This is a genomic window from Brevibacillus soli, from assembly GCF_044759095.2.
Classification (GTDB): Bacteria; Bacillota; Bacilli; order Brevibacillales; family Brevibacillaceae; genus JBIYSM02.
The window spans coordinates 39,953-51,991 of record NZ_JBIYSM020000008.1 but is presented as its reverse complement, the minus strand read 5'-3'; the positions used below and the strand labels follow the sequence as shown (position 1 = coordinate 51,991).

General features: G+C 54.2%; 11 protein-coding genes. 9 read left to right on the top strand and 2 right to left on the bottom strand.

Going from position 1 to position 12,039, the window contains the following annotated elements:
- Positions 1 to 2: 2 nt before the first annotated feature.
- Both hutH and ACE99V_RS05060 read right to left on the bottom strand, forming a co-directional pair.
- On the bottom strand, positions 3 to 1,514 hold the full coding sequence (gene hutH, locus ACE99V_RS05065) for a histidine ammonia-lyase (protein WP_400490091.1): 1,512 nt from the start codon (positions 1,512 to 1,514) through the stop codon (positions 3 to 5).
- 170 nt (positions 1,515 to 1,684) lie between these two features.
- On the bottom strand, positions 1,685 to 2,248 hold the full coding sequence (locus ACE99V_RS05060; RefSeq protein ID WP_400490092.1) for a hypothetical protein: 564 nt from the start codon (positions 2,246 to 2,248) through the stop codon (positions 1,685 to 1,687).
- Between the two features lie 1,084 nt (positions 2,249 to 3,332).
- Here ACE99V_RS05060 and ACE99V_RS05055 point away from each other — a divergent pair.
- The 9 genes from ACE99V_RS05055 (at position 3,333) to ACE99V_RS05015 (ending at position 12,035) form a co-directional block, all read left to right on the top strand.
- Complete coding sequence (locus ACE99V_RS05055; protein WP_400490093.1) at positions 3,333 to 3,686, top strand: hypothetical protein; 354 nt, start codon at positions 3,333 to 3,335, stop codon at positions 3,684 to 3,686.
- Between the two features lie 303 nt (positions 3,687 to 3,989).
- Positions 3,990 to 4,337 carry a carboxymuconolactone decarboxylase family protein gene (locus ACE99V_RS05050; protein ID WP_400490094.1) on the top strand — a complete coding sequence of 116 codons (348 nt, stop codon included), beginning with the start codon at positions 3,990 to 3,992 and terminating at the stop codon, positions 4,335 to 4,337.
- Positions 4,338 to 5,020: 683 nt separating this feature from the next.
- On the top strand, positions 5,021 to 6,478 hold the full coding sequence (locus ACE99V_RS05045) for an NAD-dependent succinate-semialdehyde dehydrogenase (RefSeq protein ID WP_400490095.1): 1,458 nt from the start codon (positions 5,021 to 5,023) through the stop codon (positions 6,476 to 6,478).
- A gap of 20 nt (positions 6,479 to 6,498) precedes the next feature.
- Positions 6,499 to 7,884, top strand: a complete 1,386-nt coding sequence (locus ACE99V_RS05040) for a glutamine synthetase family protein (protein ID WP_400490096.1) — start codon at positions 6,499 to 6,501, stop codon at positions 7,882 to 7,884.
- An 18-nt stretch (positions 7,885 to 7,902) separates the two neighbouring features.
- Positions 7,903 to 8,670, top strand: coding sequence for an SDR family NAD(P)-dependent oxidoreductase (locus ACE99V_RS05035; protein ID WP_400490097.1), 768 nt, complete (start codon positions 7,903 to 7,905; stop codon positions 8,668 to 8,670).
- A gap of 18 nt (positions 8,671 to 8,688) precedes the next feature.
- On the top strand, positions 8,689 to 8,829 hold the full coding sequence (locus tag ACE99V_RS05030) for a hypothetical protein (RefSeq protein WP_400490098.1): 141 nt from the start codon (positions 8,689 to 8,691) through the stop codon (positions 8,827 to 8,829).
- A 14-nt stretch (positions 8,830 to 8,843) separates the two neighbouring features.
- Positions 8,844 to 10,370 carry an amino acid permease gene (locus ACE99V_RS05025; RefSeq protein WP_400490099.1) on the top strand — a complete coding sequence of 509 codons (1,527 nt, stop codon included), beginning with the start codon at positions 8,844 to 8,846 and terminating at the stop codon, positions 10,368 to 10,370.
- A gap of 126 nt (positions 10,371 to 10,496) precedes the next feature.
- Positions 10,497 to 11,294, top strand: a complete 798-nt coding sequence (locus tag ACE99V_RS05020; RefSeq protein WP_400490140.1) for an ABC transporter ATP-binding protein — start codon at positions 10,497 to 10,499, stop codon at positions 11,292 to 11,294.
- A gap of 48 nt (positions 11,295 to 11,342) precedes the next feature.
- Positions 11,343 to 12,035, top strand: a complete 693-nt coding sequence (locus ACE99V_RS05015; RefSeq protein ID WP_400490100.1) for an MBL fold metallo-hydrolase — start codon at positions 11,343 to 11,345, stop codon at positions 12,033 to 12,035.
- The last annotated feature ends 4 nt before the right edge of the window (positions 12,036 to 12,039 follow it).

Here is a 12,039-nt window from a genome sequence, read left to right as displayed (position 1 = left end):
GGTCAGCACATGCTTGGCGGGTATACAACGCCTTGAAGCACCAGTTCCTCCGCCTTGGCAAGATCTGCGTACATCTCGCGGTCTTCCTGCAGGCGGGGAATGACTTTGCGCAGCTGATCGTAGGCCCACTGCGTTCCAGCGCCCAGCCGTCCCGTACCGAAGTCGATCGCTTGTGCTGCAGCCAAATACTCAATGGACAGGACTTTTGCCGAGTTGGCTACCACCGTTCGCAGTTTGCGGGCCGCCGTCGTTCCCATGCTGACGTGATCCTCCTGATTGGCGGAAGACGGGATGGAATCAACAGACGCAGGATGGCAGAGCACCTTGTTTTCCGATACGATGGAAGCTGCCACATATTGGGTGATCATAAAGCCGGAGTGGAGACCGCCTTTTTCAGTCAAAAAGCCGGGCAGCCCGCTCAGTTGCGGATTCACCAGTCGCTCCGTCCGTCGTTCGGAAATGTTGGCCAGTTCGGAGACGGCAATCGCCAGGAAATCAGCGACCAATGCCATCGGTTGACCGTGAAAATTGCCGCCGGAGATGATGTCGCCCGTCTCGGAGAAGAGCACGGGGTTGTCAGTCACGCTGTTGCACTCACGAGAAACTGCAGCCCACACATATTCCAGGGTATCTCGGGTTGCGCCGTGTACCTGGGGAATGCAGCGCAGGCTGTATGGATCCTGGACGCGCAGCTCGCCCTGTTCGGTCGTCCGTTCACTTCCTTGCAGATGGATCAGGAGACGTCTGGCTGATTCCTGCTGACCGGGATGGGGGCGGACGAGGTGTAGCTGCGGATCAAAGGCTTTCGGGATGCCGCGAAGCGCTTCCACAGTCATCGCAGCGATAACTTCTGCACTTTCCATAACGACCCGCGCATCGTACAGAGCGAGGCAGAGCTGGGCCGTCATTGCCTGCGTGCCGTTGATTAGGGCGAGACCTTCTTTTGCTTCCAACTGAACAGGCGGAAGCCCTACCGTCTGCAGGGCTTTCGCGCCAGGCATGCGTGTGCCGTTTACTTCCGCTTCTCCTTTGCCCAGCATCACCAGTACCATGTGGGCGAGCGGAGCCAGATCGCCGCTTGCCCCAAGCGAGCCCTGCTCCGGAATAATCGGGTGGACGCCTCGGTTGCACATCTCAATCAGCAGCTGCAGTGTTTCCAGGCGAATACCGGAAAAGCCTTTGGACAAAGCGTTAATGCGCAGCGCCATGATGGCACGCACCACTTCCGTCGGATAGGGCTGCCCCATGCCACAAGCATGACTCATGATCAGGTTTTCCTGCAGGCGGCTGACATCCTCTTTGGGAATGACAATGTCCGAGAATTTGCCGAATCCGGTGGTGATCCCGTAAACCACTTTTTGTTCGTGAACCATCTTCTCCACCATCTGCCGGGAGCGTTGAATCTTTTCGACTGCTTCCTCCGTCAATCCCAGCGCTGTCCGGTTGAGGGCAATCTCCACCACCTGTTTGATTGTGAGATGTTCGCCATCCAGCAAAATCATGGGTTGTTTCATCTTATTTTCCTCCTTTAGCAGAACAGAGTGCAAAAGGAAAGGGGTTAGGAATGATTTCCTAACCCCTCGATACCTACTCGTATATGGTTGCCATGACAGGCAAGACAAACGCCTCGCATTCGCTTCCACCGCTCTCTGTCTAGTCTGATAAATCAGAATAGCAATCATATCTATTGTAGTAGATCTTGATGATTAGTCAAGGGCGAGCTTGTTTTCGGCTTGGCATAAAAAACGGGCGCATCTCTTTTGGCCCGAATGGGCATTTGTCGTTTCTCGAGGGGGGTAAATGTCATACCATGTACTGTGTCATGTAACCCAGAAAGGAAGTGAGACAAGATGGAAAGACAGCGTAGAATGCCCAACATTCCGAAAATGCCGAAGGAAATGCCGATGCCGAAGGAAATGCCGAAGCCTGCTCCCATGATGCCATCGCCCAACATCCCGTCACCGAATATTCCGTCGCCGATGATGCCATCGCCCAACATCCCGTCACCGAATATTCCATCGCCGATGATGCCATCGCCCAACATTCCATCACCCAACATTCCATCTCCTTCGAGGCCGAGGAGAGAGCGGCCGCGGCCGCCAATGGCACCAAACCTGCCGATGCCAAACCTGCCGATGCCGAACAGGCCGATGCCGTACATGCCGATGCCAAATCCTATGCCGTCACCAAATCCTATGCCGTCACCCAACATGATGGCGCCCGCGCGACCGAGAATCGACATGTACATGATGAAGCTGCAATTCCACCTGGACCGGATGAACTATTACCGACACAAATGTGAAAGGTACCGCAGCCATCGCAGAAAATACAGCGAGTACATGAAGCACTATCTATTCCACAAGCGGAAAATGCGTGACTATCAAGACAGATGCTACCAAAGAGACAGCAGTTCATACAGTCGCGGCTCTTCCTCGTCCGGCGGTTGTGATTGCGACTGCCGCGGACGCGGCCGACGCAAAGGGGGTTCTTCTTCCTACTAACAGCATACGGCGAAGACGCCCTTCAGGTGAGTGGGCGTCTTTCTATTTCTCGGGGATCCGCTCCAGTTCCACTCCGCTTTCGGCCAATTCAGTACCATAGTGAGACGAACGGAAATGAAGTAATAGGACAAGCACTGGACAGACCGCTGCTTACACAAGACACGTCAAACCGGTATGCCTTGGTTACAACGCTGTGATACACTGCAGCTATCATAACTGCAAGGGCACGATATTCAAATGCAGGTGGATGAAGAGGAGGACCAAATAATCCGATTCCAAAGAAAACATTGATTTGCCTGGATAAGATACCATTTATCGCTTCCTAAACCATTCACGATACAATTCCTTACCGACATAGAAATTGAAAAACTCATACTCAGGTCGTTTTGAGCTTCAAGTTGAACGCGGTATTCCAACAATTCCAGTAAGCCCGAAATTGGGTGGAGTATATCTAGAGTATAGACAAAAATACAGAGAAAAGAAAAACATCGGAAAACCTAAAGGTCAGCTCTTTGAATATGACGAGAACTATATAAACGTAAATGAAAACGATCAATGGGTATTTGAGAAACAAAAGAAACTGGTCGAAACGCTCTTTGATAAGTGAGCGCCCCCGGTGCTTTTTCTTTTGGAGGTTTCTGACGTCTAGTGTGCCAATTCGTTGACCCGGATACGGGGGGGGTATTCTACGAAGAGTAAATCCTTCGGCGTCCATACGAGATCGTCAAGGTCTTTCGGCCAGCTGGTCGAAGCGCTAAATTTGTTATGATCAAAGCCAGCCAAAAGGCCAAGCGACGGTTGCGTAGACTGTCGCTGTCAGAGGCTGGTTTTTTGTTGAATATTGCATTTTACTCCAGTGAGGGTAGCAATCTCCTGCTGGGGGACAACGAGCGCGGACAGAAAGGCGTGCCGCTCACGATCAAAGAGCTGGCCCGAACCGCTGACTGCTCATATTCCCAGGCGAGGAAGATCGTCAGGACGTTCATTGAACAGCGGATTCTCCGGCGTGCTGAGATCGATGGCAGGACCGCTCTGGCAATCAACCCACTGTTCTTGCTGAACGGGAAGGCGGCAGACACATGGCTTCTGCAGCTCTTCCAGAATGAAATTGTGGAGGCGCGAGAATCCCGGGTGAGGAGGGAGGGGCGCCAGAAGGAGACACGCCGCAAAGCCTTGTCGCTGTAAGATGCAACAAAGTTTTGGGTAGCGATACAATACGTATACTTTTCGGGTGAAAAAGTAGTAGATTTGTAGCGCTTAAAAAACGCCTTCAATCCGATTCGGGTCAAGGGGTTCAGCCGATTTTTGGTGAGCATGCTGATGCAGGCATAGCCCAGTCGAATCACGGTCCGTTCCTTCTCCGGTCTTGCTTGCTGTGAAGCTCCTGCTTTCAATAGCATCTCCACCCGACGGTCAGAATGGACTGCATGAATGTTATCTTTCGGTGAGAAGATAAAGGGGAAATTGGTTAGTGGAGGAGAACAGGCAATGGCGGAACACTATTTATCCGAGCAGTACCGCGACGGACTGTCGGCCTTTGGGCAGATGATGCCCAATGTGATCAACGCGTACAATCAATTTACCAGTGAGTGCTTTGCTCCCGGTGAATTGTCATCCAGGCAGAAGCACCTGATGGCACTGGCAATTTCTCTTTTTTCCGGCAATGAACACTGTATCGTGTACCATCTGGAAGCGGCCTTGAGTGAAGGCGTGAGTGAGAAGGAGATTGCAGAAACAGTTGCTGTTGCCGGGGCCTACGGCGGCGGGACTACTTTTTCACACGGCGTCATTCTGATCAACGAGGTCATGGAGGAAAAAAAGCAAGGCATTCAATAAGGCAACGGAACCCTTCCTTCGGGGAGGGTTCTCAGGATGTAGAGAAAGCTATCATGATTACTACAAGGCGGTTTTTCCACCTACGCTCCGTACTTCGCCCTGCAAAGCAGTAAATCTGTCCGCTTGCGACGATCCGCAGGGGCAGCGCTAAAGTAGTGTCACTGCGAAGTTTTTTCAGAGTAGCGCTGCGTTCCCCCTGCGTCCACGTCGCTGCACGAAGATGGGCTGCATAAGTCGCTCGGCTAGAAAAACCGCCTCATCAAACACGATCCTCTTTATCGACAAGCTTAGAACCATTCCATAGCGGAGGGTTCTGAGCTTGTTGAGAAACGATCGTAATCAGGAGAAGCAGGTTTCCAGGCGGAGCGACTAGCGAAACCCATCCCAGCGGAGCGACGAAATTGCGGGAAACAGAAGCGTCACCTCTGAGAAACTGTGTAACGATGCGACTTTGGTGCTTCCCCGCGAATCGTTGCGGAGAGGACAGTCTTTTCAACACAGCAGGGTGTAGACCGGAGCGCAGATCGGAAACATGCTTCTCCCCAATGCAGCCACTTTTCGAAAACCTGATTACCCCTCCCCTGGCGGAGGGTTCTTTTTTTGGGAATAGCCTTCTATCCCTGACGTAGAATGTACTAATGCTGGTGAGTATCGACCATGTTCAGGGAGAAGGAGGAATGGCGGTGACGAATGATCGGCTTGACGCATGGAATTACTGCTGGATCAACGGTGAAAAACACACCCTTCCACAGATCATTCACGTAATCAATCCGGCTACGGGGGAGACGATTGGGAGGGTACCGCGCGGTGGTGCTGCGGAGACAGAACGTGCCATCGAAGCGGCGTCACAAGCGTTTCCCAAGTGGTCCAAGCTTCCGGCAAAAGCGAGAGCTGGATATTTGTTGGACTGGGCGGATCGGATCTCACGCGACCGCCAAGCTCTGGCGGAGCTGTTGACCATGGAGCAGGGCAAACCTCTGGCTGAGGCGCTTGACGAGATTGAGGGCTCAGCCGACTTTATCCGTTGGTATGCCGAAGAAGGCAAACGCGCCTATGGAGAGATCATCCCCGGTTCACGGGAGAAACAGCGGATTTCGGTGCTGAGGCAGCCCGTAGGTGTAGCCGGTTTGATCACGCCGTGGAATTACCCGGCAGCGATGGTGGCGCGCAAAGTGTCTCCTGCGCTCGCTGCCGGCTGCTCAGTCGTTTTGAAGCCGGCAAGGCAGACTCCGCAAATTGCCATCGCCCTGTTCGCGCACTTGATGGAAACAGGGATTCCCCGCGGGGTAGCCAATCTCGTTACCGGGGATGCCGGAGTGATCGGAGAAGCGCTGCTGTCCGATCGGCGGGTGCGGAAAATATCGTTCACCGGTTCGACAGAGGTAGGCAAACAACTGATGCGGCGGGCGGCAGATCAGGTGAAGAGATTGTCGCTGGAGCTTGGGGGCAATGCTCCGGTCATCGTATTCCCTGACGCCGATTTGGACGAGGCCGCCGAGAAAATCGTCAGCAACAAGTTTGAGAATGGCGGCCAGATGTGCAATGGAATCAACGTCATCTACGCACATCAGGAGGTGGCCGATCTCCTTACCGAAAAGATCGTCAGCAGGGTACGTGAGCTCCAGATCGGTCCGGGCACCGAACCGGGGGTGCAGGTGGGTCCGTTGATTGACATGGCCGCTGTGCAAAAAGTGGAGGAGCTGGTGAAGGCAGCTCGGGAAAAGGGAGCGCGTGTCCTGACGGGCGGCTATCGTCTGGCTGCTGGAGAGCGGCAAGGCGGAAGCTTCTTTGCCCCAACGGTGCTCGCCCATGTCACCCGTGAAATGTCTATCGCCCATGAAGAGATATTCGGGCCGGTCGCACCGGTTATCCGCTTTTCCGGAGAGGAGGAGGTACTTCGCTGGGCCAATGACACGCCGTACGGCTTGGCTGCCTATGTCTTCACACGCGATCTTGGCAGGGTGTATCGGATGAGCGAAGGTCTCGAGTTCGGCATGGTAGCCGTAAATGGGACATCGCTTAGCGTTCCTCAGGCGCCGTTCGGGGGCATCAAGGAGAGCGGAACGGGTCGGGAGGGCGGCCGCCACGGCCTGGATGAATACCTGGAAACCAAATACGTGACAATGATGCTGCCCGACTGAAAGGAAAGGAGGAACCCGAGATGGCAGAGAGCTATACAGGCTTACTCACGGTGGACGAATTGGAACGGGCCATGAGGCAAGGGGCAGTCGACAATTTGATGATCGCCATCATTGATATGCAGGGGCGCCTGATGGGAAAGCGATTGACGGCGGACTACTGCCTGCGCGGCGGCCTGCGTAAAGGAACGCATTTTTGCACCTATCTGCTCGGAACGGACATGGGGATGAATACACCGTCGGGCTACTCCCTGATGAACTGGGAGAGCGGCTACGGCGATTGGCTTGCCAAGCCAGACTGGTCCACGCTGCGTGTCATTCCCTGGCAGGAGAAAACAGCGCTGGTGCTCGCAGACGCGGTGGACGAGAAAACAGGCGAGCTCATTCCCATCGCTCCGCGCAGCGTGTTGAAACGGCAATTGCAAAAAGCAGCAGAATCAGGGTTTCGCCCGTACATGGCGAGTGAACTGGAATTTTACCTGTTCCGCCAGACTTATGAGGAGATCCATCATCAAGGATACGAACGCTTCCAGCCGGCCGGCCACTACAATGAAGACTACAACCTGCTGCAGGGAACAAGGAATGAAAAAATTTTTCGGAAGATTCGCAATCATATGGTGCAGGCTGGAATCCCGATTGAGTCCTCCAAGGGAGAGGCGTACACCGGCCAGCACGAGATCAATGTACTGTACGACGAAGCTCTTGTTTCCGCCGACCGCCATGTCATTTTCAAACACGGGGCAAAGGAAATCTGCATGCAGGAGGATTACGCCATCACCTTCATGGCGAAGCCGCATCATCAGTGGACCGGCTCAAGCGGACACCTGCACGTCAGCCTGCGGGATCTTGATGGAAAGCACAATCTGTTTTACGATCCCGAAGCTCAGCCGTACGGCATGTCCATGATCATGCAGCACTTTCTTGCAGGAGTCATTGCCTATGTGCGGGACTTCTCCCTTTTTTACGCGCCGACTGTCAACTCGTACAAACGCTACGCTCCGGACAGCTGGGCGCCGGTACACGCCGTCTGGAGCCACGACAACCGGACGTCCGGTCTGCGCATCGTCGGGGAAGAAAAAAGCTTGCGCATCGAGTCACGCATACCGGGTGCAGACATCAACCCCTATCTGGCCTATTCCGCCATGATTGGCTCCGGATTGCTGGGCATCCAGCAGAAGCTGCCGCTGCCGGAGGAGTGGAAAGGGAACGCCTACTCGGCAAGGGGCGTGCCGCGGGTGCCGTATTCGCTGTATGAAGCGATGGCGCTCTGGAAGGAGAGCGACGCGGTACGGGAAGTGCTTGGGGAACAAGCGGCGGAGCATTACTGGAACACGGCACGTGTGGAGCAGCAGGCATTTCAATCTGTTGTGACCTCTTGGGAACGGGCGCGTTATTTTGAACAAGGATAAGGATATGGAGGAATAACCATGCGATTGCAGGACAAAGTGTGCATCATTACGGGAGCGGGTAGCGGCATGGGACAGACGGCCGCAGAAATGTTTGCCAGGGAAGGAGCAAAGGTAGCGGTTTTTGAAATCAGTGAAAAGGCAGGGCAGCAGACGGTGGATCGTGTTCTCTCCGCCGGCGGGGACGCATCGTTTTTCCCCTGCAATGTAGCGGATGAGGAGAGCGTGAAGACCGCCGTGGAACAAACCGTGGAACGCTTCGGCAGGATTGACGTGTTGTACAACAACGCCGGGATCATGCCGGCAGAGGATCACTCTGTGATCGATACGTCCGTTGAGGTCTGGGATCAGGTGATGGCCGTGAACGTCCGCGGCATTTTTCTCACCTGCAAGCATGTGATACCGGAAATGATGAAACAGGGACGAGGCTCCATCATCAACATTGCTTCGTTCGTCGCCTTTATGGGCTGCAGCGTGCCCCAGGACGCCTATACCGCTTCCAAAGGAGCGGTTGTGTCACTGACCCGCTCACTTGCCATCCAATTCCGACCGAACGGGATCCGTGCCAATGCGATATGTCCCGGTCCGATCGAGACACCGCTTTTGACGGAATGGCTGGTGAAAGATGAGGAGGCGAAACGCATCCGGTTGAATCGGCAGCCATCTGGCCGCTTTGGGAGACCGGAGGACATCGTTTACTGCGCCATGTACCTGGCCTCCGACGAATCTGACTGGACCAACGGGGCCATGCTGCAGGTGGACGGCGGCATCACCTGCCATTACTTTTAAACGCGAGGGGGGAAAAGCATGCTGCTGGTCGGGGTGCTGTTAGTGTTTTTTACCATCGGTGTTGCCGTAGCCATTGGGTATCGGGCCAATGAAAGCGTTCGCCAGTTTGACGAGAGGCGTCATGAAAGCTTTCTCGGTTCCAAACAAAATACGAATTGAGGGGAGGGATCCGCATGGAACCGGATAAAAAGCGGCAGTTGCTGGAGGATAAAAGGGATTTGAACAAATTCGGTTACGCCCAGGAGCTGCTTCGCGACATGGGCGGTTTTTCGAACTTCGCGATCTCCTTTTCCATTATCTCCATCCTGACCGGAGCGGTCTCGCTCTACGGGCACGGTTTGACGTACGGCGGTCCCGGCATGATGGGACTGGGCTGGACCCTTGTTGCCTTGTTTGTCCTGTTGATTGCCGCTTCCATGGCGGAGTTGGCGTCCGCCATTCCCACAGCGGGTGCCTTGTACCATTGGGCGGCCATTCTCGCCAACAAGCGCTGGGGCTGGTATACCGCGTGGATCAACCTGATCGGTCAGATTGGAATCGTCGCCGGCATCGACTATTCGTTCGCCCTGTTCGCAGACCCGCTTCTGGCCAGCGCGTTCGGCTACACCTCCACGGATACGACGACGCTGATTTTGTTTGGGATTACTCTGCTGCTTCACGGCATCTTTAACCACATCGGTATCCGGCTGGTCGCGCGGTTGAATGACTTTTCCGCGTGGTACCACATCGGCGTGGTCATCATTCTGGTGGTCAGCCTTGCCTTTTTCACCAGGCACAACCTGCAACCGCTCGACTATCTGTTCCAGATGGGGCAGACCTTTTCCGACAAACCCTACGCCATCGCGTTTTTCATTGGACTTTTGCAGGCGCAGTGGACATTCACCGGCTACGACGCCTCCGCCCACACGATCGAAGAGACGATCCATCCGCGTGTGCGGGCAGCCTGGGGCATTTTTACTTCCGTTGCCTTTTCCTTTATCTTCGGATTTATCATGCTTGCCTTCGTCACGCTTTCCATCAAGGATGCCGCAGCTGCGAGCGGTTCGGACAACGCCTTTATTTACGTGATAAGCGAAGCGCTGGGCGGCACGTTCGGGACAGTCATTCTCTGGCTGGTCACCTTCGCCATGTGGTTTTGCGGCCTCTCTTCCGTCACGTCGTTTTCTCGCATGCTCTACGCATTTTCCCGCGACAAGGGCATGCCCTGGAGCCGGCACTGGGCCGAGATTTCCCGCAAATTTCGAACACCCGCCAAAGCCATCTGGCTGGTTGTCATTCTCTCGTTTGCGCTGGCACTCTTTGATTACATTCTCAAGCGCGCCAATCCCGACACCAGCTACACAACGCTGGCTTTCCTGACAGCGGTAAGCGTGGTAGGCTTGTACGTCGCTTACGGCATTCCGCTGTATCTGAAGCTGCGGGCGGAAGCCAAAGGCGTTTTTCAGCCCAAGCACTACGGACCCTGGAATCTCGGCAGCTGGAGCAAGCCGATCAATATCCTGAGCCTCATCTGGATTGGCTTCATTTGCATCGTCATGGTGATCCCGCCCAATCAGACAGCCGGTTACGCCCTGATCGGGATGTTCGTCCTTTTGCTCCTAATGGATCTGGCCTATTACAAGGATCGGTTCCTGGGTCCGCAGGCTGCACTCCAAATCTCGCGTGAAGAGATACTGCGGAAGGAAGCGGAGTTTGAGTGAACGTCAATATGACAACAAAATCTCAAAATCTCTCTCGTGCCATTCCCTTTCAATCCTAGTATACTTGTAATAGTCTGAATTTTTATGGGGGTGATGGCAGTCGTGCATGAACAATGGATCCTCGACATGCAAGACGTATCCTGGCAGCGTGAAGAACGAACCATTTTGCAGGACATCAACTGGCAGGTGGAAGCGGGGCAACACTGGTGCCTCGTCGGTTTGAACGGCTCAGGCAAAACCACACTGTTGAACATGATCAACGGCTACATATGGCCAACGACGGGAAGTGTGACGGTCTTTGGCGAGCGGTACGGCCAGACTGATGTGCGGGAGGTGCGGAAGCGGATCGGATGGGTCAGCCCATCAATGATGGAGCAGCTTCATGAACATGAAACAGCCGAGCGGATCGTATTAAGCGGCAAGCATGCCTCCATCGGTCTGTATGAGGAACCAGATGCAGCCGACGTGGAAAAAGCGTTGATGCTCATGCGGACATTTGACTGCGAAGCCCTGATGGAGCGCCCTTACCGCACCTTGTCCCAGGGGGAACGGCAAAAGGTCCTGATCGCCCGGGCGCTGATGGCTGACCCGCGGCTGTTGATTCTCGACGAGCCGTGTACCGGATTGGATCTGCTGGCGCGGGAACAACTGCTGGCCATGATCGGGCAGATTGCAAAACAGCCGGGAGGACCGACACTTCTGTATGTGACGCATCACATCGAAGAAATCCTGCCCTGTTTTACCCACACGATGCTGCTGAAAGCAGGCAGGATTTACCGCTCGGGCGACGCGCGCAGCGTATTGTCCAAAGAAGAACTGAGTCGTTTTTTCGGCATGCCGCTCAGCGTGCGTCGGATTGATGAACGTATCTGGATAACAGTGGAAAATGGTGCGTCTTTCACAGCTCATTCTTTCGTACAATAGTGTATAATGTTGATAAAGATTTTTCGGAAGGAGAGGAGAGATGGGAGATTGACCAACATGACGACAAGAATCGCCGACAGCATCTGGGCCATTCTCACGTATGAAGAAGCGTGGAAGAGTTACATCAACAGCTACGTGATCGCAAAAAACAACACGTTTCTTCTCATCGATTCTCACCTGCGAAAGCACCGTCCCTATTTTCAGCAGGCGCTTAGGCAGATTGGCGCGGTGGAAGAGAGGATCGAACAAGTTTATTTTACCCATCGCCACGCTGATCATATCGGAAACGCCGACTTGTTTCCGGCCCGCAACTGCTGGATTCATCTGGACGACTACTATGAATTGGATGACTTTTCCCAAAATTTGTTCGGACATACGTTTACCGGCAGCGGGGGCGACGTTCCGCACCTGCGGTTTCGCCAACTGCCCTTTCACACGGAAGGGTCAGTTGCTTTTTTCGACCCGGAGACGAGAGTTTGTTTTGTCGGCGACCACGTATGCTTTTTCGCAGCTCCTCTGGGAGAAGTCGTTGGCTATGGAGCGGAGCAACGGCAAGCGTATTTGCAGTTTGTCCAAAAATGGAAGCAGCAGGAACCTGAAAAAGCGAAGGCCTTTGCCGAAGGACTGGAGGTATTGCTCGAATGGCCCATCGAGCTGTTGGCCACTGGTCACGGTCCCATCTTACAGGGGGACATATCCACTTTTCTCAAACAGACGATTGAAATGGTACGGACCAAATAAAAAG